General features: G+C 47.7%; 21 protein-coding genes and 4 pseudogenes. All 25 read right to left on the reverse strand.

Going from position 1 to position 23617, the window contains the following annotated elements; all coding sequences use genetic code 11:
• Nucleotides 1-63: 63 nt before the first annotated feature.
• A complete protein-coding gene (locus AB5916_RS07515) occupies nt 64-522 on the reverse strand; it encodes a hypothetical protein (protein ID WP_368190060.1) in 459 nt (152 codons plus the stop codon).
• A gap of 131 nt (nt 523-653) precedes the next feature.
• A complete protein-coding gene (locus AB5916_RS07520; RefSeq protein WP_368190062.1) occupies nt 654-1364 on the reverse strand; it encodes a CD1107 family mobile element protein in 711 nt (236 codons plus the stop codon).
• A complete protein-coding gene (locus tag AB5916_RS07525; protein WP_368190063.1) occupies nt 1354-1608 on the reverse strand; it encodes a DUF4315 family protein in 255 nt (84 codons plus the stop codon). The genes AB5916_RS07520 and AB5916_RS07525 overlap by 11 nt, the downstream gene beginning before the upstream one ends.
• 12 nt (nt 1609-1620) lie before the next feature.
• Entirely contained in the window at nt 1621-3519 is a 1899-nt protein-coding gene (locus AB5916_RS07530) for a C40 family peptidase (RefSeq protein ID WP_368190064.1), read from the reverse strand.
• Complete coding sequence (locus tag AB5916_RS07535) at nt 3509-4336, reverse strand: site-specific DNA-methyltransferase (protein WP_368190065.1); 828 nt, start codon at nt 4334-4336, stop codon at nt 3509-3511. The genes AB5916_RS07530 and AB5916_RS07535 overlap by 11 nt, the downstream gene beginning before the upstream one ends.
• Nucleotide 4337: 1 nt before the next feature.
• The gene (locus AB5916_RS07540) at nt 4338-6728 is read right to left on the reverse strand and encodes a VirB4-like conjugal transfer ATPase, CD1110 family (protein WP_368190110.1); all 2391 of its coding nucleotides are present in this window, start codon (nt 6726-6728) and stop codon (nt 4338-4340) included.
• Nucleotides 6670-7128 carry a PrgI family protein gene (locus AB5916_RS07545; protein ID WP_368190067.1) on the reverse strand — a complete coding sequence of 153 codons (459 nt, stop codon included), beginning with the start codon at nt 7126-7128 and terminating at the stop codon, nt 6670-6672. The genes AB5916_RS07540 and AB5916_RS07545 overlap by 59 nt, the downstream gene beginning before the upstream one ends.
• Before the next feature lie 17 nt (nt 7129-7145).
• Entirely contained in the window at nt 7146-8012 is an 867-nt protein-coding gene (locus tag AB5916_RS07550) for a VirB6/TrbL-like conjugal transfer protein, CD1112 family (protein WP_368190068.1), read from the reverse strand.
• Between the two features lie 69 nt (nt 8013-8081).
• Nucleotides 8082-8180: pseudogene (locus tag AB5916_RS07555) on the reverse strand (Maff2 family mobile element protein); the annotation flags it as partial.
• Nucleotides 8181-8558: 378 nt separating this feature from the next.
• Nucleotides 8559-8693: pseudogene (locus AB5916_RS07560) on the reverse strand (Maff2 family mobile element protein); the annotation flags it as partial.
• 300 nt (nt 8694-8993) lie between these two features.
• Nucleotides 8994-9299 (reverse strand): annotated as a pseudogene (locus tag AB5916_RS07565) (type IV secretory system conjugative DNA transfer family protein); the annotation flags it as partial.
• A gap of 91 nt (nt 9300-9390) precedes the next feature.
• Nucleotides 9391-11217, reverse strand: a complete 1827-nt coding sequence (locus tag AB5916_RS07570; protein WP_368190070.1) for a reverse transcriptase domain-containing protein — start codon at nt 11215-11217, stop codon at nt 9391-9393.
• 613 nt (nt 11218-11830) lie between these two features.
• A pseudogene (locus tag AB5916_RS07575) lies at nt 11831-13297 on the reverse strand (VirD4-like conjugal transfer protein, CD1115 family); the annotation flags it as partial.
• Complete coding sequence (locus tag AB5916_RS07580) at nt 13294-13782, reverse strand: PcfB family protein (protein ID WP_009259770.1); 489 nt, start codon at nt 13780-13782, stop codon at nt 13294-13296. The gene AB5916_RS07580 and the pseudogene AB5916_RS07575, both read right to left, overlap by 4 nt.
• An 81-nt stretch (nt 13783-13863) precedes the next feature.
• On the reverse strand, nt 13864-14175 hold the full coding sequence (locus AB5916_RS07585; RefSeq protein WP_009259769.1) for a DUF5720 family protein: 312 nt from the start codon (nt 14173-14175) through the stop codon (nt 13864-13866).
• Nucleotides 14168-14728 (reverse strand): MT-A70 family methyltransferase, encoded by a 561-nt coding sequence (locus tag AB5916_RS07590; protein WP_368190072.1) that lies wholly within the window; start codon nt 14726-14728, stop codon nt 14168-14170. The genes AB5916_RS07585 and AB5916_RS07590 overlap by 8 nt, the downstream gene beginning before the upstream one ends.
• On the reverse strand, nt 14725-15213 hold the full coding sequence (locus AB5916_RS07595) for a hypothetical protein (RefSeq protein ID WP_368190073.1): 489 nt from the start codon (nt 15211-15213) through the stop codon (nt 14725-14727). Before AB5916_RS07595 ends, AB5916_RS07590 begins: the two co-directional genes overlap by 4 nt.
• 12 nt (nt 15214-15225) lie before the next feature.
• Entirely contained in the window at nt 15226-16095 is an 870-nt protein-coding gene (locus tag AB5916_RS07600; RefSeq protein WP_368190075.1) for a ParB/RepB/Spo0J family partition protein, read from the reverse strand.
• 41 nt (nt 16096-16136) lie between these two features.
• Nucleotides 16137-16967 carry an ATP-binding protein gene (locus AB5916_RS07605; RefSeq protein ID WP_368190076.1) on the reverse strand — a complete coding sequence of 277 codons (831 nt, stop codon included), beginning with the start codon at nt 16965-16967 and terminating at the stop codon, nt 16137-16139.
• Nucleotides 16964-17668, reverse strand: coding sequence for a helix-turn-helix domain-containing protein (locus tag AB5916_RS07610; RefSeq protein WP_337412752.1), 705 nt, complete (start codon nt 17666-17668; stop codon nt 16964-16966). The genes AB5916_RS07605 and AB5916_RS07610 overlap by 4 nt, the downstream gene beginning before the upstream one ends.
• A gap of 628 nt (nt 17669-18296) precedes the next feature.
• On the reverse strand, nt 18297-19001 hold the full coding sequence (locus AB5916_RS07615; RefSeq protein WP_368190079.1) for a thiamine diphosphokinase: 705 nt from the start codon (nt 18999-19001) through the stop codon (nt 18297-18299).
• Between the two features lie 8 nt (nt 19002-19009).
• A complete protein-coding gene (gene rpe, locus AB5916_RS07620) occupies nt 19010-19681 on the reverse strand; it encodes a ribulose-phosphate 3-epimerase (protein ID WP_158421840.1) in 672 nt (223 codons plus the stop codon).
• A gap of 88 nt (nt 19682-19769) precedes the next feature.
• A complete protein-coding gene (gene rsgA / locus AB5916_RS07625; RefSeq protein WP_368190080.1) occupies nt 19770-20648 on the reverse strand; it encodes a ribosome small subunit-dependent GTPase A in 879 nt (292 codons plus the stop codon).
• A 3-nt stretch (nt 20649-20651) separates the two neighbouring features.
• The gene (gene pknB, locus AB5916_RS07630; RefSeq protein ID WP_368190082.1) at nt 20652-22877 is read right to left on the reverse strand and encodes a Stk1 family PASTA domain-containing Ser/Thr kinase; all 2226 of its coding nucleotides are present in this window, start codon (nt 22875-22877) and stop codon (nt 20652-20654) included.
• On the reverse strand, nt 22871-23617 hold the full coding sequence (locus AB5916_RS07635; protein WP_158421837.1) for a Stp1/IreP family PP2C-type Ser/Thr phosphatase: 747 nt from the start codon (nt 23615-23617) through the stop codon (nt 22871-22873). Before AB5916_RS07635 ends, pknB begins: the two co-directional genes overlap by 7 nt.

Here is a 23617-nt window from a genome sequence, read left to right on the forward strand (position 1 = left end):
ATTTTTGGCATGAAAAAAGCAGCCTGTACCGGAGTACATGACTGCCTATGTTTACTTCAACGCTTATTCTTCATCAGGTGGCACATGATCCCATTGTGTATCTGCCGCCCACCACTGTTTATTGTAGTATTGATAATCCTCATATCCGTTATCTACATCAGCATAGTTATGAGTATGTATTTCTCCATCTCTTCGATCTCTATAAGAAACACGATATGAGTATGGTTTCCCATCTTTCTCCCAATTATTGGTGTTCGGATTCCAATATTTTTCGCCCGGTTCATGCTTAATGACTTCGGGTGAATAATCATCTTCCGTACTATCTGATGTATCCTGCTCCTCTGATGTATCAGAGGTCAATAGGACTTTAGCAATGTATGCGGCTATTGCTGCCGCACTGACAGCGATCCACTTTCCATTTTTTTGAAACCATTTTTGCCGTTTATCCTTTTTGCATTCTTTACAAATGTCTTTTTTATAATCATTTGGTAAAGGCTTCCCACAAATTGTACACTGCTTCAAAAAATCTGCCCCCTTAATAACTATAGCTGATTTATTTATTATATCATCCGTAACGGCATATCGCAATTTGTATGTTCAAGGCAACTCGAAAGCTGCCTCGTTTGGGAAAGTAGGGTTACGCCGGTTTAATCCTATGCATCGTCTTCTCCAGACTCAGAGTCAATTTCTTCACCGTCAGTCACATCGTCCTCATCCGGCAGCTCAAAATCATCATCCTCGTCTTCGGTATAATCCGCGTCCGGATCAGGCTTTGTCTGTTCAGCCTGCTTCTTTTTCTTCATCTGGAGAAACAGGAATCCACCGCCACCAGCCAGCACTGCCGCAAGCAGCACAATAATCGGAAGCATATTCGTGGATTTTTCTTCTGGTTCCTCTACCGGTTCCGGCTCAGGTTCCGGTGCAGCTGTCTCAGGAGTCTCCGGTTCTGTTTCAACTTCCAGACTTTCCTGATACTGTGCCGCCGCATCCTCATCCATCAGACTGAGAAGATCGGCTTCATCCACCTGATTGAGGAAGTGGACGGTCTGTTCTCCTTCATCGTCACGGTCAATAATCAGGTAAAAATAATTGCCGTCCTTGCTCACCAATGTGATGAACTGCTTTCCAGCACCTGTCGGGCTGCCGTTGTCGTCCACAATCGTCAGATTGCCATCCGGCGTCAGAGCTTCCATGGGTTCCTCCGCTGACTCCGGCTCAGGAGTTTTCTCCGGCACTGGTTCTTCCTGAACTGGCTGCGATTCTGCCGCAGCGCTTTCATCCACATAAGCGTAGGCGTTTACCGAAAATACACCCATACAAAAGGTCATAGCCAAAAGCAGCGCGAAAAACTTTTTAATCTTCATCCGTGGCATCCTCCTTTACCACCTGATTCACTGCTCCCGGAGAGGGAAGAGACTGCGCGGTCTGGCGCAGCAGCTGTCCCAACTGTTCCGGAGTCAGGTTAAACGCATGAACCAGGTCATGAATCTCCGTGTTTTCCTGTTCCCGATACCGTTTATCCAGTTCCTTATAGCGGGCATCCCATTCGTCCCGCCTGCGAAGAGCTTTATCCCGTTCTTCGCCGATTCGATCCAATTTTGCACTCATTCACATACCTCCTCAACGAATGCGTCCATACGCATAAAAATGAGATTGCCAGTAACTTGTTTCTATCGAAGCATAAGAGATCGGATTTCCGCAGTGGATCATCATCCCGCCGCCCACATAAATTCCCACATGGCTGGCACCGGCAGTATCATACGTCCCCTGGAAGAAGATTAAATCACCGGGCTGTGCCTCACTGGCAGGAATAATATCACAGGAACCCATAAGGCCGTTTGCTGTGGTTCTGCCAACATTCCAGCCATTGCCGCAGTTGTTGATTACCCAGCAGACAAAACCAGAACAATCAAAGCTGGTGCTGGGTGAACTTCCGCCCCAAACATAAGGAAATCCAAGATACTTTTCTGCCTCGTGAATCATATTGGCGAATTTTTCATCGGTCAGAGCTTCTCCCGGAATATCGTAGTCTGTATAAGGGCCGGTAGGCGTGGCATAAATATCATCCTCAAACAGATAGGGACGGTTGCCCTGGGTCTGCAACAGGATGTTATACCGTTCCTGCTGATCCTCCGTCAGTCCTGACGCAGCGATTGCCGTCCCCAGCCCATTGTTTCTAAGTGTGACATTGAGAATATAGTAGTTGTATTCCACCTCAACCTCATATTCTTCTTCCGAGGTTTCACCGGTTTCCGGATCGGTCACTGTATGGGTGCGTGTCTCCGTGCGTGTACGCACCTCCACTTTTTCCTCAAGGGTGAGCGTATACTGACGGTCAAACAGTTCCTGTAAGGTTTCCTGGACTTCCGCTCTGGTATAATCCTCAAACAGAACTGTCAGGTAGGCAGTCAGCTCATAAGGATTGTGGTTGATCTCATCCAGCTGATATCGGTATTCATCATAACCGGGATGCGTAGATTCGATATTGTCGATCTCATTTTTCAGTGCGGCTTCCAGTGCCTTATAATCCTCATTGGTTCCGGTAATGTCTTCATCCGTAGCAGTGAAGGAAGTACCCAGCAAAGAGCCAGTACCGCCCTGAACCATGGCAGAACAGGAGGAAAACGCCCCGGAAACCATCAGAAAAAGCAAAGCAAATACCAGAATAATTATCATGGCATGGGTATGCCGGACAGCAAATTCTTTGAGCCGTTCCAGCAGTGTTTTCGCTCCCTGAGCAGTCTTTTCGGTGCCTTTTGCCGCACCACTGGCAGCCTTAGAACCAGAGGCAGCCCCCTGAGCAGCTTTTGCTGCATAATATTGTTTCTTAATTTCCTGACGCTGCTTCCAACGGGAAATAGGATTGGATGCAATCTCCGGGTTATCCGTTACAGCCTGTTGATAAAGGGCTTCCACATTTGCCTTGTCTGCTTTCCGGTCAAGCCGGGCTGCTTTCTGGTAGGCTTTCAGCTTATGACCGTACCGGACATTACTGACAGTCCGTGCAGCGCCTTCCGCAAATTCTTCGCTCTGATGCGCCGCCTGTACACCCACGTTGTCATCCTCGTTTTCCGCAATTTCATGGTGTACACGGCCAGCAAGCGTACCGGTCACCGCATGGGAAGCAGTGCGGCTGATACGGCTGACAGGAGATACTACATCCACTGCTGAATCGTTGAAGCGTAAATGCTCATTAACACCTGCTGTGCCAGCTTTCTGTTTGCCTTCCTTTTTGCCTACCGATTTCTTTCGATCTGGTACCGCTTTCTTATTTGCCTGTCCAGATGTCTTTTGAGAAGAATCCGCATCTTTGGAATTATCCTTTTTGCCAAAGCGCAGCTGCTCCTTGCGGTCAGCTGCCTTATCTTTCTCATGCTTCAGCTTATTCTTTGTGGGCAGCCGGGCTTTCGCGGCGTCCGCCTTATCCGCAGCCCGTTCCGCTTTCTTTGCCGCACGGGCAACCGGCTTATTTGACAGTTCCTCTTCTTCAAACCGCAGGCGTGTGGTTTTATTCTTCATCCGACCGCACCCCCTTTCTGTTCTCCCGAATCCGCTCTTGCGCGATTTTCCAATATTCCTCTGAGATTTCCGTTCCGGTAAATTTTCGTCCAGATTGAATCGCAGCCAACGCTGTACTTCCCGTTCCCATAAATCCATCGAATACTAAATCACCCGGATTACTGGATATTTGAATCAGCCACTGCAGACAGACTTCATTTTTTACCGTTGGATGAAAGATTCCATTCTTTTTCTGCCACATGGAATGGTGTGTGGCCTTCGGGTATTCTGAGCCAAACCAGCAGTCCGAAAACCGTGTCTTATACCGTTTGCTAGGCTGGCGTCCCTTGTGAAACATAGTGCCTTCTTTATTCCGGTTTTCCAGAAGCGTAGTTGAGTTGAAAACTCTCCGCCCTTTTTGACAGAAGATCACCCACTCTGCGCTGCTTGCATAGCTTCCTTTCAGATCGCCAATCCCTCCAAGCGTTCCTTTTTCAATTACCAGGCAATTTTTGATGGTAAAGCCAACTTCCTTCAGGCATTGAAAATGGTACGGATAGCAGTCAAAACGGGTAAAAAAATACGCATGACTGTTCATGCGTAAAATGCGGTAGCTCTCCCTGGCAAATGCAGGATAATCAATCCCATCATCTCCCGGAAGCATGGTGTGCGGATTCTTTGCGAACTGATTGCTGTAATGGATGCCATAAGGGGGATCGGTCAAAATCAGGAAAACTGACCCGTCCGGAATTCCTTTCATAAAGGTCAAGCAGTCCTCACAAAAAATTCTGTCCTCGTAGTCCCTGGGAAAAATCCTCTCTTCATTTTTGAACGGCATCTCACGCCTCCCGTTCCATAACCTCCGACAGCTTCGATGTCATGATGCTGTACAGCTCCAGCTCTGTCGGGAAGTGGTCAACGAAGGGCAGGATCACGTTTCCATAGAACAGAAGACCTTCGCCCTCGCCGGAATGAGTTACATAGGAAAGCTGGTGGGGACTGATATTCAGCTGGTTCGCCAGAATCTGCCGGTCACCGGCAGCCTGGTTGAGCATGATAATAAAGTCAGAATTTTCAAAGATATTCTCCACCTCGCGGCTGGAGAGCAAGTCTTTGACATTCTGCGTAATTCCGGTCGGAATGCCGCCCCATTTTCGAAAACGCTTCCAGATTTCTACGGAATAGGAAGCGGTCTGTTCCTCTTTCAAAAGAAGGTGGAACTCATCCATATAGTAGCGGGTGGTTTTACCCTGTCCACGGTTCTTTGTCACCCGTCCCCAAACCTGATCCTGGACAATCAACATCCCGATTTTTTTCAGCTGCTTGCCAAGCTCCTTGATGTCGTAGCAGACAAACCGGTTTTCAATATCCACGTTCGTCCGGTGATTGAACAGATTCAGAGAACCTTTGACGTAAATTTCCAGTGCCGTTGCCACATGGTGGGCTTCCTTTTCATCCTGTGCCAAAAGCGCATTGTAGAGATCCTCCAGCAATGGCATATTCTCCGGCACCGGGTTCTCAAAATAGGGTTGATAAATCTGATGCACACAGCGGTCAATGACTGTCTTTTCCACCGGCTGCAGCCCTTCCTTGCCGCCCACAACCAGTTCGCAGAGCGACAGGATAAAATCTGCCTTCAACGCAATGGGACTATCTTCCTCACTGTAATTGCTGTTGATGTCCATGGGGTTGATATACTGGGTACTGGCAGGGCTGATTTTAATGACCTGACCGCCCATGCGCGTCACAAGGGGTGTGTACTCGCTTTCAGGATCACACACGATGATGTCATCATCCGTGGCAAGAAAAGCATTGGTGATCTCACGCTTTGCCGAAAAGCTCTTTCCGGAGCCAGGGGTGCCGAGAATCAGACCATTGGGCGTTTTCAGTTTCTTCCGGTCAACCATAATCAGATTGTTGGAAAGCGCGTTCAGGCCATAATACAGCGCCTCCGGGCTGTCCTGAAACAACTCCTGGGTGGTAAACGGGATAAAGATAGCCGTGGAACTGGTGGTCAGCGCACGCTGAATCTCAATCAGGTTCTGTGCCAGCGGGAGACTGCTCATAAGCCCCTGTTCCTGCTGGAAGTCCAGGCGGCACAAATTGCAGTTGTGCTTCTGTGCAATGCTGGATGCCTGGAACACATTGGTTTCCAGCTCCTGCAGCGTTTTCCCGGTATTCATCACCAGAAATGTAATCAGGAACATTCGCTCATTCTGGCTCTGCAATTCCTTCAAAAGCGCCTTTGCGTCTTTCCCGTAGGTAGCCAGGTCGGAGGGGATGATGTCGATGTCATACCCCGAACGAACCGCTTTTTTCTGTTCCTCGATCTTGCTGCGATCCAGTTCTGTAATCGTGCGCTTAATGGTCTTAATGGCCTTGTTCTGGTCTACGGACTGGATGTGCATTGTTACAATCTCACTGGATTCCATATCCAGAAAATCCTTCAGCAACTGGTCGCTAAGGTCAGAAGCGGTAATGGAGAGAAAACTCATCGCACCGTACAGAGATCCCATCTGGAATGTCTTTCCACCGGGGAAAGAAAAGCTGCTGGGCGCAATAAAATCCTTCACCGACAGTCCAGACGCGGGCAGCCACTTCCAATCAAAATAGAATTTGTCATGGTCGCCCATGTGGAACATGGCGTGCATCAGGTGCAGCCGTTCCTTCCCGTTCAGCGTCCGGGCAGAAACGCCCAGGCGGCGGAAGTTGTTGAGCAGGTCTATCTGAACGTGCTCCAGCCGGGGCTTTGCCTGCTTCATGGATTCTGCTTCAATACCGAAGGTCAGATATTTGGTTTTGGTCAGACCGTTGTTGCCACGTTCCAGCTGCTGACGGAGCATCTGGCTATATTCCTGGCGTACATCATCGAAGCCATCCTGCCGGGGCTGAATCTGAATCCGGCGTTCAAAGCTCTCCATATCAGTAGCCATATTCATAAAGGACAGTTCAAAGTGAATGGAGCTGTCAAAGAAGTTCAGAAAGCCGCACCATTCCTCAAAAATGGAAGTCTTGTCCTCCTGCTGAGCCAGCTGGTAGTTAATATCCTGAAACTGAATGGTTTTCGTGTAATAGCGGTCACTGACCCGACAGATGCCGTCCGGAAACATCCGCTGAAACGGGATGGACTGCTGTGCCGTGCGGGGAATGCCATCATCCCGCTTCGCTTTTTCAATGACAGAGCGAATCTGCTTTTTCTCCCGCTTTGTCAGAGTGTCCGGCAGAGCCATTCCGCTGGGTTCTGCCTGTTTTTTTCTGTTTTTCAGAGCAAACAATACGCTGTACCTCCTGTTCTGCCCACGCCTGCCGCATCAGCACCGCATAGTAATTGTTGGTCTGATAGGGCCGGACTTTCGGGCGAATAAATTTTGCTTCGATAAACTGTTTCGCAATGACTTCCAGCGGCTGCCCGTGTTTCTCATACATCCCCAGGAAGAACATGGGGAGCATAATAATCATCATGCCGATGGCGGCAAGAGACACATTGCCGGACTGCTTTAACAGAAAGAAAGCCGGAACGCCCACCAGCGCACCGGCTCCGAAGCAGAGAAGCTGTCGTTTTGTCAGGTTGAATAATACTTTTGATTTCACCCGTGTAAGGTCACGGGGAACCGAGATATAAGCTGCCAATTTGCATCCCTCCTAGTCTAGTGAGCGGAAAACACTCCCTTAGCGAGAGCGCCGGTCTTAAATAAGGTAAAGCACAACAGTACCGTGTAGCCGACTACGCCCCAGATCGAGGCAATCACGTCATCGCTGAAAGAGATTCCCTGAATCAGTACCGCGTAAATTCCGACACAGATCAGAATCAGAAATCCCTGAAAACCAAGCGCCAAAAGCGAGCGCAGATAATTCTGTCCCACCTGGCTCTGCTCCCGATTGCCGAATGTGGCAAAGGGAATCGGCGCAAGGCTCACGGCCAAATAAATTTCTATCATCCGGCCATACACGATAATGAAGATAATGATACTCAGCGCCCACATGGCGACATTGAGCAGGAACGACTGGAGGAACAGACCAATCAACGGGCCAATGTCCATCTCCATCAGGGTTTCTTCCAGAGTTTCCAAAGCCGCTCCATCAATGGCTGTGGTATCTGAAATCAATCCGCCTGCTCCGTTAATCACGTTCTGGCAGACATCAAACACCGCCATGGTGATATTAAAGCAGTTGGTGATCAGCATAACTGCCACAAAGGTCTTGAAAACCCACTTGAAGAAAATCCAGGTTTCAAAATTGGCAAGGTTATTGTGATCGATAATCATCTGGATCAGTTCGTAACAGGCGATAATCGTAAGAATAATGCCTGCAATCGGGATAATGACAGATTCCGACACATTCTGAATCATAGAGAAGACCCCCGGCGAGAAATTCGCCGGGGATGTTCCCACCTGCGTCGCAACATCGCCAACCTGCTGGTTGACTGCATCAAACATCCCGGACAGATGATCCATAATCCCACCGACCAGCACTTCTTTCAGCCATTCGGTAATCGATTCCCAGATAAAATCCATCCGGCTGCGACCTCCTTTCTGCCCGCCCCGCATTATGCGGGACGGAGCGAGGATTTACAGGGTTTCCGATTAACCAAACAGACCGGACAGGAGCGGAACGAGAGTGATGCCGATCAGGGCAACACCGCCGCCCGCCATAAGCTGTTTCATCCGTTTTGTTCACGCCGGTGCGCGATTCCAGCGCGGTTCCACCTTTTATAAGGCGAACACCCCATGTTTTCACATAGGCGCAGACTATATCTTCACCCGCTGATTGCGGGGCAGACCTCTTCGGGCCGCTTGACCCTACTCCTGCAAAGGATAGTCGTTGAACGTCCCTCTGTTCGAGGTTTCGCTGCTGATTGCCCATTCTTACCGGCGTTTAGGTTCGCACCTTGCGCGATCCATGTGTTTCTTTCTGCTTTCGCAGCCATCACATTGGAGCCTGTTTCATCTCTGTGTTGTGGCACACATGGCTTTAGGGGTTCCCAGCAATTCAGTCTGTCATCGTGTGGACTTTCACCACACGCTTCACGGCAATTACTTGTCCGTGGAGGGCATTCATTACCCCTGAGATTTGGCACCGGGATTGTCGTTGCCGTAACCCTCCAGAAGGTTAATCGCGCCCCAAATACCAAGGCCAGCGCCGAGAGCAACAACGAGGGTCTGGAGAACGGTAATCGCTTCATTAAAGAAATCCATACAAAATACCTGTGACCGAAGCATATCGGGAGATTGTCTGTAATAAGAATCCGCACAGCAAAGACAGAAAGCAAAAGCCGCTGGCATTCTTCCTTCCAACGGCTCCCGGCTTCGGTCTTTCCTTTCTTAAATTGATATTGTGATTTCTGCATTCTGTTTTTGCAGGCGGAGAGAATGCCTGAATGTGAACCACACATTAGAACCGGATAAATTACTCTGCTTACCGCAGTCAGTCTGTTCTTTGCGCAATCAGAAATTCATGGCATAAATAAAAAGCCTGCCATTCCAGACAGACTTGCGTTACAAAGCGTCAGCATCCACGACTGTAAAGACATCGTTCTTTTTCAACTTCATTTTCCTGTTCAGGAATTTCTCAATGTCGAAGGTGTTGCGCTTATCAAAATCGGACGTGTATTTGTAGTTCGGGTGCTGGGTCAGATCATATTTATCGGACAAAAATGGCCGGACGCCGCGCAGCTGAAGGATGCACTTGCCGCCGTCCAATACGGCAAGCTCATCGATGGAAGCGAGATCATGACCGGTCTTTTGATAATTTGTGCCGTATGACGGGCTGTTGCCCCTGGTATCGGAGGTGTTGAACATATCATGAGGTAAGCGCCTCGTGGACGCTCCCTCCCGAACCGTGCGCGCACCTCTCGATGCACACGGCTCTCCGTAATGCCGTAAACTAACAAAATCAGTCTTTTCCGTGTATTTCACGGTGGCACGCCGGGCATACCGCCAGCGTTTTTCTATGATTTTTGAGCATAATCCTTTCCCACTCATACTCACCGCTTAGGCTTTTCAGCCGTTTTACCTGATGAATCTCCACGTCATTCGTGTACTGCCCGCAGAGTTCGCAGGTTTTGGAACGCAATTTCGCCGCCAGACGGTTCGGCCTGTCATACTTCTTGTACGCAGGCAGCACATCCGCTTGCGGCACATTGGGCTTGTCCTTACGGATGAATGGCCCTCTGTAAAATGCGCTCTCTTTAGCACCGCTTTTTGTCTTGTAGACAACAGTGAAACGCCCATTCCTGAAATATTTCAGTTTGATTTTATTGGCGGTTGTGCGGTACTTATTTGCGAACGTTTTTAACATGCTGTAGTGCATGAGGCTCGCAAATTTACTCATTGCACACACATTGCAGGCTAATGAGTAGTAGTTATACAACCCTCTGATTTCAGAGTTGTATTTTGACAGGATTTCTATATCCCTGCGGTTGATGAGTTTAGGTCTGTGGATGGCTTTCCAATGCTCTTTTTGTGTGATTTTATCCTTCTTGATACGGATTGCTCCGTACTCCATCAGCTTCGATTCCCATTTCTCATGAGGCATATATAACTTGACTGCCCCGCTGTACCCCTTTACCTTTTTCCCCTGACGTTTCGTGATTTCCCGGCTTTTGGAAATGGAAATATCATAGCCGAGAAACCGCGCCCGGTCGGTTGCATGGGTGATTTTGGTTTTCTTTTCAGACAGAGTAAGGTTCAGCGTCTCTTTGAGGAATACTGCCAAATCGGCTTTCAGAGCTTCGGCGTCTGCCTTGCTTCCAACCACACCTACGATAAAATCATCAGCATAGCGGACGTATTGCAGATTTTTATACGTTTCGTCCCTGAATTGCTTCGATGGGATTTCGCGCTGTCTTTCCCGCAGCCTGCGCAGTTCCCCGGCGCGCTCTTTCTTTTCTGCCTCGGTCAGGGTGTTCCAGATTTTGGCGTTTCGGCGCTTATATGCCTGTACTTCCCGATTACGTCTGGCGTATTCCGGATTTACCTTGCGGCTCAACCGGTTTCCCTTTACAAAGGCTGTTTTGTATTCCTCCATGTGCATATCTAATTCGTGCAGATAGATGTTCGCCAGTATGGGGCTGATACCTGACCCTTGCGGAGTGCCGCAGTACGTCCTGTGGTATTGCCATTGTTCCATATATCCGGCTTTCAAAAATTTCCACATCAATGAAATAAATGCTTCATCATCAATGCGTCTGCGCAGAATGTTAATCAGCACCTGATGGTCAAAGCTGTCAAAGCACGCCTGAATATCCCCCTCCACAAACCAGTTTGCCCCGGCGAATGTCCGCTGTAATTGCTCCAGTGCTGTATGACAGCTCCGTTTCGGACGGAACCCGTGGGATTGGTCGGAGAAAGTGGATTCGTAAATGCTTTCCAATATCATTCGGACTACTTCCTGCACCAGCTTATCATCCCCGGAAGGGATTCCCAGCGGACGCTTTTTACTGCTGTTTTTCTTTGCAATATAAGTGCGTCGTGCAGGATTAGGACGGTAAGAGTGGTCTTTGAGTGCGTTAATGATACGCTCTATTCTCGGACTGCTCATTCCGTCCAGTGTTTCACCATCCACTCCCGGCGTCATGCTCCCTTCATTGGCGTAGATATTTCTATATGCCAGAAGGTAAAATTCCGGGTTGTACAGGTTCCGGTATAGCCTTTGGAACTTATACGATGGATTTTTAGACTGTTTGTTTAGGCTATTTAATACATCAGTAGGATTTCTCATAGTGCCTCACGCACCGTCCTTTCTTTCTTTGTATTAAAGGCATACTGCTCCCCTTCGCCATGTGAGCGGCTTTCCCGCTTCCGTTTTTACGGCTATCCCTGTCTATTCAGGGTTCCCGGACTACTATGGGAGCTGTGTAACCATACCCGCAGACGAGCGGGGTTAGGTCATCCCCGGTAGCATATGCCAAACGTAGCGTTCCGTGTTGTCGGTAATATGTGGCGTTCGCCGTTTATCTCAGTCCAGAGATTGCCTTGCTTTGGATATCCCGCGTCTGCCGACTATCGAGCGACAGCCGCCAAAGCACCGTGCGTTACAGCTTCTTTCGCACGTAGGCCAGATACTCCCAGGCTCCGGCTACCAATCAAGCAGTTTAGCTTTCATCCTCATACACGGATTTTCATTCCCATATGGAGCGGCTTTCAGAAGCTTGTGCCATTCCATATCTACCACTGTATTTACTACAATGACAACGACATGCTACACTCCCCAGAGGGTTTCCCCTCACGGATAAGTCGTGGAATGATAGACGTTAATTTTCACCTGCCTTTCTTGATATCTTTGTCTACCGCTTGCTAAAGGCGGATTTTGGCATACACCCTTACGGGCGCACAATCGTTTCCTTACCCAGGGCGGCATTTAGTTCTTTCAGTGTTGTCGGCTCAGAGCCACCCAGGAAAATCTGCGAATCCATATTGCCGACAATCGTATCCGCATTGTCCTTGTAAATGGCTTTCAGCTGACTTTTTGCCTGCAGCACCAGGCAGGCGGAGATTTCACGGCTTCGGATGGTTGCTACCAGCTTCTCCAAGTTAGGGATCTGCCCAATATTGGCTGCCTCATCAATCAGACAGCGCACATGAACCGGAAGCCGACCTCCATACACATCATCCGCTTTTTCGCAAAGCAGGTTAAACAACTGTGTGTACACCATCGAAATCAAAAAATTGAAGGTGCTGTCCGTATCACTCATGATTAAGAACAACGCCGTTTTCCGATCTCCAAGAGTATCCAGCTGCAGCTCATCGTAGGCAGTAATTTCCCGCAATTCCTGAATGTCAAATGGAGCCAATCTGGCACCGCAGGAAATCAGGATCGACTTTGCAGTTTTGCCAGCGGCTAATTTATAGAGTCGGTATTGCCGAACCGCAAAGGAATCCGGCTTCTTTCTTTCCAGTGCCTCAAACATCAAATCCACTGGATTTTGAAATTCTTCATCATCCTCCCGGACTTCCATCGCATTCAGAAATGTCAGCAGCGTAGCAAAATTTTGTTCCTCCACCGGAGCCTCGTAATGGATATAGGCGATCAGCGCCGTATAGAGCAGCTTCTCCGATTTTTCCCAGAACTCGTCACCGCTTTTTCCGTCCCCCTTCGTATTCGCCATCAAAGTTGTCACCAGTTTCAAAATATCCTTCTCGCTATGCACATAGGCGAATGGATTGTAACGCATGGACTTTTTGAAGTTGATAGTGTTAAAAATCTTGATCCGATACCCATACTTTAGCAATGCGTTTCCGCATTCGCAGACGATCTGGCCCTTCGGATCGGTGACTACAAAGGAAGTCGGATACTCTTTGGAGTTGCACTGGAGGAGATTGGGCTTAATCCAGAACCTGGTCTTACCGGAGCCGGAGCCACCTACAATTAAGACGTTCTTATTGCGGGCATTCTTTGGATTGGCAGGCCGGTTCGACAGCATCAGGCGTTCCGTCTTTGTAAGGATAATATTGTCCTCAAACTTTGGAGCCACGAACGGTTCAATATCTTTGGCTGTTCCCCAACGCGCCGACCCATACTCCATATTGTGGCGATACTTCTTAGCATTTTTCCCTTTCAGATAAACTGCCAGCCGGACACATCCTCCGGCAAACAGCCCGACCAGCAAATCGGAAGGGTAGAAGCTGGGCATCGGATTGGTAAAAGCCTGACCAACTGTGGAGAAGAACGCCAACAATCTCGCAGAAATATCCGTTCCTTCTGCCAGGCGCCATGCTTCTCCGAGATTGGTAGCAAGCAGCCCAAGGATCAGATACGGGATATTCAGAATTACCAGGCGTTTGATTTCTTTCTTACTCATAAATCACGCTCCTGTTTCTTCTGCCGTACCTTCGCAGGCATGGAAGCCACCAACTGCTTCAGTTTGTTCAGCTGCTTGAGCACGCTCGGTTTCTTTTGCTTTTGCAGCAGAGAAGCGGAGTATTCCTTAAACGCAGCCGTCATGGCGTCCCCGTCTCTGGCTTTGAAGAACACCAGATACCGAGGCGGCGTCTGGGACGGATCTTTCGTAATGGCATAATCAATGCCATACTTGTCCAGAAACCGCTTAAAGCCCTTGATGTCCGTTTTTTCAATTTCGATATTGGTAGCACCCTGATTTTGCCCTAACAGCTGATCAATGGTCTGCTCACCTACGGGCTTTTCGTTTTCAGCAGCCAGTTTCTTTGCTTTTACATTGCGTCGGTGCTGCATATATTTCCGAAACGCCGCAAGCAGCGCCCGACCGCTCAGCTTTGTCGTACTGATCGCCAGATTCAGTGTCCTGTTTTCTACTTCCTCCTGCAATAGACCACCTCCTTAACCCGAACACGGAATCGGGAAAAAATGAAAGATGCCGGATCAGGTAGAAAAACTACCATTCCGGCATCAACGAATCTGTTCTTTTTTATCGTAATGCAGGTGTCCCTGCACTACACGGGCATGGCTTAAAATCTTGATGTGACCTTTTTCCTGATTTTCGAGGGATTTTCGATACCCTTCATCCGTTAAAAACAAACGGGTTCGCTCACCTTGCCATCCAACAGGAGAATCTTTTGTCAGAACATCAAAGATAATCATATGGCGGGTATCGTCAGCAAAGCGCTCCAGTGCCATATACTCATGTCCGTGATACTCCTTTGCGCCAGCTTTCAGACGCATTTCTTCTATCAGTTCACCAATCGTTTTTCCGTTACTCATGCACATCTCCTTCCGATTGCGTCAGCGTAATGCTGCAATCCACCTCATTTCCCCAGACATCCCAGCCGGGAGACGTTTCCCTTGCGAATAACTCAATGCGCGGTACATCACCCACCAGCGAAACCGCCAGCTCACGAACAATATCCGGCTTTTTACTGTGCCGCTCTCTGGGACTGATAATCAGCTGAGAAATACCTGCGCATTGACGTTTTGGTTTCCCTCTGACTGCCAGCAAACATATCTCAGCATTACTGCGTGTCCACCATCCAAGGCCGAGAAAAAAGCCGTTTCCGGATGGATTCGTCTTTACCCATACAAAGCCGACTGTCTTGTACTGGAAACCCCATGCTTCAATCAGCCGAAGGGCTTCCGGGAGCTTTGGAAAGGTTGCCCACAGAAGCAATACACAATTATCTGCCGCGATTTCTGCAACGGGAAGCTGATATAGTTCCTCATCTGACATTGTAGCGTAATGGTTAATTGCGGCTCCCTGTACCTTGCCGCTGCGGTAACGCCAGGGCGGATCGGCATAAATCATCTCATATTTCTTCATACCTCACCATTCAGCAGAAGCGCCGGAAAGTCCTGCCCGTCGGCACAAAGAATTACCGTGCGGTGAGCGACCACGCGCTGTACATTGTAAATGTCCTCGGCAGTCACAGAAACGTCCTCACCGTCACCATCCACATCATAGAAGATAGCAGGGCCGACCAGATATTTCCGACCGTCCAGCACCAGAACCTGCCGTTCATCATAACTCATAAGCAAATCACAGTCCGGAGCCTGAATCACGGAATCGTCTGTGCCGAAGCATTTCAGCACATCAAAACATTCGGTGACGTCTTTTACCTGGATACCTTTCCCCGGAAGCGCAGCGACCATCAGAATGTAATCGCTGTCTGTTGAACTGCTGTGCAGATCGGTAGCTTTCAGGCAGTGCCGGATTCCATCCAGCATTTCTCCTATACCTGCCACCAGCAAGTCCACATCTACGTCCGCTGCATTGGCTTTAGCATTCATTTCATTTTTGTTGAGCATATTTGTTCTCCTTTACCTTGACTGATCCCGCTGTCTCTTTTTCTGCCATTGTTCCAACAGTCGGATAATCGTATCTTGCATTTGCTTTGGAGTATAAGAGCGTGGGAAATACTTACGGAGTACGTCATTCTTAAGCGTGACCGTATCCAATTCGCTCTTTTTCTCTTCATTCATAATCGTATTCATAGCTTCCCGGGTACACATCCCTGCCTGACTGAGCTTCTTAATCCGCTGAGCCTGAGACAACGATGGAGTGGACTGTCCGTAATCCATAGCTTCCAGGAAACCTTGCTGTTCCTCTTTTTTCAGAAAAGATAATTCCACCGCCGGGTTGAATGCGATTTCTTTACGATCCACCATATCCAGAAGCTCCGGGATCAAATTGGTCAAATTGATAAATCGCTGAACCTGACGGGCGCTTTCACCGGTTTGCTCAGCAATAATCTCTCTGGATTCTTTACTGTCAGACTTCCGGCCAAGTTGGCCGGAAGTTAAATCCGTCCGTTCACCCTGATGCTTCATCGCCTCCATCTTCATTTTGTAGGCAAACGCACGCTCACTGGGGAGAAGCGTTTCCCTTTGAAGATTGGAGTCCACCATGGCAATGGTTGCGACATCATCATCCATCTGCCGGACAATCACCGGCATCGTTTCAAGCCCAGCAAGTTCAGACGCCCTCATGCGCCTATGACCTGCCACTAATTCATACCCGCCCTCCGGACGTGGACGGGCAAGCGCTGGAGCCAACACGCCAAACTGCGCTACGCTTTCCACTGTACGCTGCATGGCTTCATCATCCACCACCCGGAAGGGATGATTTTTGAACGGATGTAATTCAGAGAGCGGAATCTCCTGAACCCGTTCAGATTTTTTTACAGGCATTCATAAAACCCTCTCTTTCCCGGCTGTACAGCCGTTTTTTACTAGGAGAACAGCACCTCCTTGACCAGTTCCTGCTTTGATTTTCCAATCACAGTGCGCCGGTCTAGCCCTGGAACGTGTACAGGCGTACACATTTCCAGTACCCGGCTATAAATTCTAGCGTGTGCCACATCTTCAGGATTGCGGAGCTGGCTGATTGCCAGGTTTGTTGTGATAATCAATGGAAGTCCTGCCTTATAGCGCTCATCAACAACAGCGTAAACCTGTTCCAACGCATACTCGGTATTCCGCTCAATGCCAAGATCATCAATAATCAGCAGAGAGAATCGGTTGAAGGAAGCAATATAGCGGTACCGTTCGTCTGAATACATGGCACCCATCTGGTTTAGAATTTTGGAGAAATTGGTCATCAGGACAGGAACGCCTTTTTCCAACAATTCATTAGCAATACAGGCGGCCAGGAATGATTTTCCTGTTCCAATATCACCCCAAAGCAAAAGGCCAAGGTTTTCTGCCTTGACCTTCTTCCAATTCTCCGTATACCGTTTCGCCATCTGGACGCTGGGAGTATCCGTCGCTGACGCAAATGTCCAATCCTGAAGATGTCGCTCCTGAATACCTGCTGCTTTCAGACGGCGGACGTAGAGCAACTGCTCTTCCTCCTTCATACGCTGTTCCTGCTGTTCTCGTTCTTCCTTCTGGCATTTGCAGATGCAGGGCATGATCCGTTCTCTGCCCTCAAATGTGATCCGGCATTGAACCGGCGTATGACATTTCCCGCAATAGATGAGTCCATCTTCGCCAAGATACTGCTCCGGCCCAGGTTCTTTCTGAATCTGAATACGATCCAGAAAATTGAACATTGTATTCATAAACTTTCTCCCTCCTCGTACCGATAGTTATCATGGCTATATACGGGCAGTTTCGACTGTTTGGAATCTCGTCTTGCCCAACTGCGGATGGTAGCCAAATGATTTTTATAGCGCCTTCCGCTGGAAGCCATATATTCCGACAATCGTTCAATGCGGTTCTGATAGTCTGCTGGAAACTCAGTTTGGAGTTTTTGCAATTCTTCGTCCGAAAGAAGTACATTCTGATACATTCCGTACCGATGACGAGAGGATTGTGATACTGTTTTTGCCTTCTCATCCGTACTTAATTGTTCTTTACTTGATCCTTCTTTACTTCTTTGTGCGGGAGTTATCGTATCCGGCAGAGCCGTATTCGGGCTTACCGTATCCGGCTTTTCCGTACACGGTGAATCCATACACGGCTGCGATCTCGGCTTTTCAAAAATCACATACTCCGTCTGTCCCAAGCGGCCGTTCGGTTGACGAAGCTGATGGCGCTCCAGATAGCCATGTGTTTCCAGCTCTTTCAGCGCGGTGAGAATACCGTCCACGCCCTCCAATGAAATTGCAGCAAGCCCTCTCACAGAGTAATGCCATGTATCCGGCAGGCTGAGAAGCATAGAGAGAAGCCCCTTTGCTTTCAGACTTAGGGACTGATCGCGCAGATGGTAGTTACACATAGTTGTGTAGTTGGAGTTTTTCTCTACCCGGAAAACTGCCATCTCAACCACCTCCTTACGGCGCTGTACTCGTTAGCAACATATTCTTCACTTCACACAACCTCCTTGCATTGCTTACTTTTTGCTTCTGCCAGTAACGGCAGAAACAAAAAAAGAGCGGTTACCCGCCAGCCAGGATTTCTCCTGACGGCAGATAACCGCTCTATGTTCAATTCATTTTTATCTGGGCTTATCCTATAGCTGAAGCCCGATTTTTTGGTTGCAGTGAGACTTTTTACGCCTGTGTACCTTTGATTTCTCTACACCATTTTTACACCATTTCGGCATTCTATAGCATAGAGATATATAAATCTTTATATGGGTCAATATACGGAAAACCTTGATTCTATCACGCTTTATGGGCATTTAGAGACAAGCATTGAGATATAAAATTAGGAGCATAACTTACGATACCTAATTTCATTTCTATGTATATCTCCTTTGAGTGTATTGATTTACAGTATTTTCAGATATCTTGTGTATATTCTTCTTTTGTTATAATCATGCTCATTTTCATGCAAAAGAGCTCTGACACGTATGGATTATAACACACCAGAACTCTTTTGTATACCTTTATCCGATTTTGAGTCTACACGGTATTCACCTGCAAACCGCCACATTTAGCCCCAATTCAGTCTCTTGTCATTAACATCAGCAAATTGCCCCCGGAAAAGGTGATCCTAGCCTCCTGCTCCTTAATCTCATTGCTGACAGTAAGCCCGCTTTGGGCGAACCGCAGATGATGATCATGCAGCGGATATTTAAAGCCTTCCAGGGTAAGTCCGGTCACATCTCCTCCTACAGAGAAAAAAGATACATACTTCCCATACTGCCGGTCTTTGTGAAGAACTGTGCCATTATCCACAAGGGTGATAAAGTTATTCACGTCTGCTAGCCGAATATTCACACCCCGTTCTTTGCCTGACAAAAGCAGTCCCAGATTGGCCATCACATGATCCAGCCTGGTACCTGTCCCTCCAAGGATCAGAATGTCCTTTGCTCCCTGAGAAATAGCCAGATTCACAGCTGACTGTGTATCAGAATCATCTTTTTCAGGCTTTAACCTGCGGATAGAAATCTGTGGCAGTTTTTCCATGTATATCTTTCCCTCCGAGGAAAGGCTGTCAAAATCTCCCACTATCAGATCTGGCGTTATGTCTGCTATTATGAAAAATTCCAGGCCTTTATCTGCTGCGATCAGCTGCAAAGCTTTACTATGGGAAGTGCTTGTCTGTGTTGATGTTTTTCTGTTTGTTTCTTTTTTCAGTTTTTTTAAAAAATCGAGGGCAAAATCAACCTGGATATTGCCCCCGCTAACTACTACTGTATCAATCATATGCTTCCTTATTCCAGTGTATCTGCTATTTCATGGATCTTATTCTGGATATTTCTTACATTCTTTGCAATATCATCCTTGAACACCCAGGAGCCTGCCACAAAAAGATTGGCTCCGGCCTTCATTACAGTTACAAGGGTATCCTCATTGATCCCGCCGTCTACCTGAATATCCACATCCAGCCCCTCATGGTCAATCAGTTCCCTAAGCTCCTGGATCTTCTCTGTACACTCATCTATATACTTTTGTCCCCCAAAGCCTGGCTGAACAGTCATAACAAGTACCATGTCAACATCCTCAAGCATATGGCTGATATCATTTACCGGAGTAGCCGGTTTGATAGATATGCCTGCCTTTACGCCTGCATCATGGATCAATTCAATGGTACGTTCCAAATCCTCACATGCCTCCGCATGCACAGTAATGGAATCAGCACCACAGTCTACAAAATCCTGAATATAACGACCAGGCTCTGTAACCATCAGATGCACATCAAAGAACATACCGGATTCCTTGCGGATAGATTTGATCACCGGCATTCCAAAGGAAATACTTGGCACAAAATCGCCGTCCATAACATCAATATGAAGCCATTTTACTCCCTCGTTTTCCAAGATTTTAATCTGTTCGCCCAGGCGGTTAAAATCCGCAGATAAAATAGACGGACACAACTGATACATAGTTTTAATAATCCTCCTTATATTCCGCTTAATATTTATATTTCATTTAGTATTTACGCTTATTTTTATATTTCATTTTATATTTCATTTAATATTTACGTTTGTCTTTTAATTCCTGATATAATACCAAATAATCCTCATATCGCTGCTTACTGATTTTATGGTCCTCCAATGCCTGCTTCACCTGGCAGTCCGGCTCATGGATATGTCGGCATCCCTGAAAACGGCATTGCTGTGCATACCTGGTAAATTCCGGAAAATAATCCTTCAGCTGATCTTCTTCCATATCAGTCAGGTATAAAGAAGAAAATCCAGGTGTATCCACCAGGAAGGTATCCTTTCCTACAGGGATCACCTGGGAATGTCGGGTAGTATGACGTCCCCGTTTCAGCTTACGGCTAATCTCGCCAGTCTCCATACAAATCTCATCCTGAAGCCTGTTAGTTAGCGAAGACTTTCCAACCCCTGAAGGCCCGGCCACAACAGTGGTCTTATCCTGCAGTACCCTGCGGATCTGATCTACTCCGATACCATCTTTGATACTGGCAGGAATCACCTGATATCCACAATCCTCATAAATTCTGCACAGTCTCTGCTGTTCTTCTGGTTCTGCAAGATCTCCTTTGTTAAAACAGATCACAGAAGGAACATCCTGCTGCTCCATCATGATCAGAAATCTGTCAAGAAGAAGAAAATTGGGCTTAGGGCTTTCCATGGCAAATATCACCATTGCCTGATTCACATTGGCTACCGCCGGACGGATCAGCGAATTCTTCCTTGGAAGAATCGCTGTTATATTTCCGGTCTTTTCCTTAGGATCCAGAATGCTGATCTGTACATCATCCCCTACCAAAGGCTTCTGGTTATCTTTACGGAAAATTCCTTTAGCCTTGCACTCATAGGTTTCTCCGTCTTCTGCATAAATATAGTAAAAGCCTGCAATTCCTTTTATGATCTTTCCCTGCATGGATTATTCAGCCTTTTCAAAAGTGATAGGATAATGTCCCAGTTCCTGATAGCTTCCGTCCACTTCCTCTGACAGATAAAGCGTACCTTCGCTCACACCAGGTGCACCTGTAATGTCAAGCTGATATGGGAAAGTGATCTTCTGACCCTCTACGATCACGGAAGCAGTAGGTACTCCTCCTACCTCCTGTACAAGTTCCAGACGGACAGCGCCGCCATTATAACCGGTAGGGGTATTCAGTTTCTGTGTACATTTCCATACTTCTCCTGCAGCTGCCGCCTGGCTGGCTGTATCATTGCTTGATGATGCAGTGTCTGATGTACTGTTATCTGCAGAAGCTACACTGTCTGTAGATGTATCTGCCTGTGCGCCAGGCTCCTGGTCACCTGTACTGATGGTAATAGTCATTGGCTGATCCGGATCTGCTGCCTCACCGCCAACCGGATCCTGTGAAATAACTTCCCCGGCTGCCACATCTGTGCTCTTCTGTTCATTTATTGTAATATCGATAAACTTACCAAGAGTTGTAAGTGCATCATTCTTCTGCATGCCCACTACATACGGAACTTCTGCACTGTCACCGAAATCCAGTCCACGGCTTACATACAATGTCACACTATCACCGGACTTGGCATCTGTGCCGGATGAAGGCTCTGTATACATGGAGTATCCAGGATCTACCTGAGGATAGCTTCCTGTGTCATCTGCTTCACTGTATACCTTCTGTACCTGCACTACCAGTCCCAGATCCTCCAGCTGCTGCTGTGCATCAATCCCTGTAGTACCGGATACATCCGGGATACTTACATCCTGTGTTCCCTTGCTGATATAATATTTAATCGTTGTATTCTGGTCTACCATTGTTCCAGGATCAAGATCCTGCGAAGAAATCCGGCCCTTTTCCTGTGTAGATGCTTCTTCTCCCATAGATTGAAGGCCAAGATGCAGGTCAGAAACAAGAGTCTTCGCCTCATCTTCTGTCTTGCCTTTCAGATCCGGAACTGCTACCTGCCCCTCATCTGCCGGTGCTTCCGTAACCTGTGCTTCCTGCTGCTGGTCTGTATTGTCACTGCCGCCAATAAGCCCTGCTGCACGGCCAATGAAGATGATCAGGACTACAAGAAGGGCTGCACCAAAGATCAGTGCCAGGATCGTAATGATCAGTCCGCTGTTTCTCTGTTTCTTTCTTCTTCGTGCCCTTTCGCGCTCCCGCTCTCTTTCTCTCTCCCGCTCTCTGCGGCTTACCGGTTCATCCGGCTCATCATAATCTGTTTCATTGATCTCTTTTTCCAGTTCTTCAATATCTGTCTTCTGCTTTGGTGTATGCTTGATCTCACCAAGCTCTTTGTCAGAAATCACAACGGTTTTGGCATCATTATCCACAGATGTAAGCTTCACAAAGTCCCCCTGTGGATCGATCAGGGAATGCTTCAGGTCTGCGATCACATCTTCCATTTTCTGGTAACGGCGGTCTACACTCTTCTGTGTGCATTTGAAGATGATCTGCTCCAGACTGTAGGGAAGATCCGGTGTATATACACTGGGCGGAACCATTTCCTCCTGAAGATGCTTGATAGCAATGGCGACTGTAGTGTCCCCGTCAAAAGGAACCCTGCCTGTAACCATTTCATACAAAGTAATACCAAGTGAATAAATATCACTTTTCTCATCACTGTATCCACCACGTACCTGCTCAGGAGAGCTGTAATGTACAGATCCCATCACATTGGAACTGATGGTATTGGAGGATGCAGCCCGTGCAATACCAAAATCTGTAACCTTTACCTTTCCGTCTGTGGAAATCATAATATTCTGAGGCTTAACATCCCTGTGTACAACACCATGGCTGTGTGCTGCCTCCAGTCCCATGGATACCTGAATAGCAATACTGGTAGCTTCCTTTACGGAAAGCTTGCCTTTCTTGGAAATATACTCTTTCAGAGTGATTCCCTCAATCAGTTCCATGACAATATAATATATCCCATCATCTTCCCCAACATCAAATACATTTACAATGTTAGGATGTGTAAGCCCTGCTGCTGCCTGGGCTTCACTTCTGAACTTTTTAACAAAGGTTGCATCTTCACGGAATTCCGGTTTCAAAACCTTCACTCCCACATAGCGGTTCAGCTTATGATCCTTTGCCTTATAGACATCCGCCATTCCGCCGGTACCGATTTTTCCTACTATCTCATAGCGTTCTGCTATAATCATACCTGTCTTTAACATGTTTCCACCTCATTCGTGAATGGTTCTATCAATATAACTGCAATATTATCCTTGCCGCCATTCTGGTTTGCTTCCCGTATCAGTGTATCCCCTTTCCAGGTAATATCCTTATCCGGGTTTGTTATGATCTCTTCCATCTTACGATCTTCAACCATATTGCTCAGACCATCGGAACACATCAGGATCGTGTTCCCCGGCTCCAGCTTCAGGTCAAAAAAATCAACATCTACCGTCTTTTCAGCACCAAGCGCCCTTGTGATAATATTCTTATCCGGATGGTTACGTGCCTCTTCTGCATTGATCTCTCCAAGCCTTACCATCTCCTGTACAAGGGAATGGTCTCTTGTCACCTGGCGAATCTGTCCCTGTACAACGTAAAGTCTGCTGTCTCCTACATTTGCCACATAAGCATAATTCCCTACAATGGTGGCAACTACCATGGTAGTCCCCATCCCACGAAGTCCTTCATCTCTCTGCGCCTGATCAATAATTTCTGTATTGGCAGCTTCAATCGCATGACGGATCACCTTAATGGGATTAAAATCCGCATCTGCCTGAATCTGGGACACCAGAGTCTGTACTGCATGTGCAGATGCATAATCTCCTGCATTGTGTCCGCCCATGCCATCGGCAACAGCAAAAAGATTAGGGAGATTTCCGACCGGCTCCTGGGAAACAAACACATAGTCCTGGTTCATCTTCCGCTTCTGCCCAACATCAGTCGCTGAATATATCCTCAT

It is taken from the genome of Blautia sp. 1033sp1_1033st1_G9_1033SCRN_220408 (assembly GCF_040929965.1).
Taxonomy (GTDB): Bacteria; Bacillota; Clostridia; order Lachnospirales; family Lachnospiraceae; genus Blautia_A; species Blautia_A ammoniilytica.

What these genes read in the sequence shown, in the direction of transcription:
- AB5916_RS07550 (WP_368190068.1), bottom strand. Translation starts at nt 8,012, where the DNA reads ATGGATTTTATCTGGGAATCGATTACCGAATGGCTGAAAGAAGTGCTG.
- AB5916_RS07610 (WP_337412752.1), bottom strand. Translation starts at nt 17,668, where the DNA reads ATGGCAGTTTTCCGGGTAGAGAAAAACTCCAACTACACAACTATGTGT.
- AB5916_RS07540 (WP_368190110.1), bottom strand. Translation starts at nt 6,728, where the DNA reads ATGGCTCTGCCGGACACTCTGACAAAGCGGGAGAAAAAGCAGATTCGC.
- rsgA (WP_368190080.1), bottom strand. Translation starts at nt 20,648, where the DNA reads ATGCAGGGAAAGATCATAAAAGGAATTGCAGGCTTTTACTATATTTAT.
- pknB (WP_368190082.1), bottom strand. Translation starts at nt 22,877, where the DNA reads ATGTTAAAGACAGGTATGATTATAGCAGAACGCTATGAGATAGTAGGA.
- AB5916_RS07535 (WP_368190065.1), bottom strand. Translation starts at nt 4,336, where the DNA reads ATGCCGTTCAAAAATGAAGAGAGGATTTTTCCCAGGGACTACGAGGAC.
- AB5916_RS07635 (WP_158421837.1), bottom strand. Translation starts at nt 23,617, where the DNA reads ATGAGGATATATTCAGCGACTGATGTTGGGCAGAAGCGGAAGATGAAC.
- AB5916_RS07520 (WP_368190062.1), bottom strand. Translation starts at nt 1,364, where the DNA reads ATGAAGATTAAAAAGTTTTTCGCGCTGCTTTTGGCTATGACCTTTTGT.
- AB5916_RS07605 (WP_368190076.1), bottom strand. Translation starts at nt 16,967, where the DNA reads ATGAATACAATGTTCAATTTTCTGGATCGTATTCAGATTCAGAAAGAA.
- AB5916_RS07615 (WP_368190079.1), bottom strand. Translation starts at nt 19,001, where the DNA reads ATGATTGATACAGTAGTAGTTAGCGGGGGCAATATCCAGGTTGATTTT.
- rpe (WP_158421840.1), bottom strand. Translation starts at nt 19,681, where the DNA reads ATGTATCAGTTGTGTCCGTCTATTTTATCTGCGGATTTTAACCGCCTG.
- AB5916_RS07595 (WP_368190073.1), bottom strand. Translation starts at nt 15,213, where the DNA reads ATGCTCAACAAAAATGAAATGAATGCTAAAGCCAATGCAGCGGACGTA.
- AB5916_RS07570 (WP_368190070.1), bottom strand. Translation starts at nt 11,217, where the DNA reads ATGAGAAATCCTACTGATGTATTAAATAGCCTAAACAAACAGTCTAAA.
- AB5916_RS07590 (WP_368190072.1), bottom strand. Translation starts at nt 14,728, where the DNA reads ATGAAGAAATATGAGATGATTTATGCCGATCCGCCCTGGCGTTACCGC.
- AB5916_RS07600 (WP_368190075.1), bottom strand. Translation starts at nt 16,095, where the DNA reads ATGCCTGTAAAAAAATCTGAACGGGTTCAGGAGATTCCGCTCTCTGAA.
- AB5916_RS07530 (WP_368190064.1), bottom strand. Translation starts at nt 3,519, where the DNA reads ATGAAGAATAAAACCACACGCCTGCGGTTTGAAGAAGAGGAACTGTCA.
- AB5916_RS07585 (WP_009259769.1), bottom strand. Translation starts at nt 14,175, where the DNA reads ATGAGTAACGGAAAAACGATTGGTGAACTGATAGAAGAAATGCGTCTG.
- AB5916_RS07525 (WP_368190063.1), bottom strand. Translation starts at nt 1,608, where the DNA reads ATGAGTGCAAAATTGGATCGAATCGGCGAAGAACGGGATAAAGCTCTT.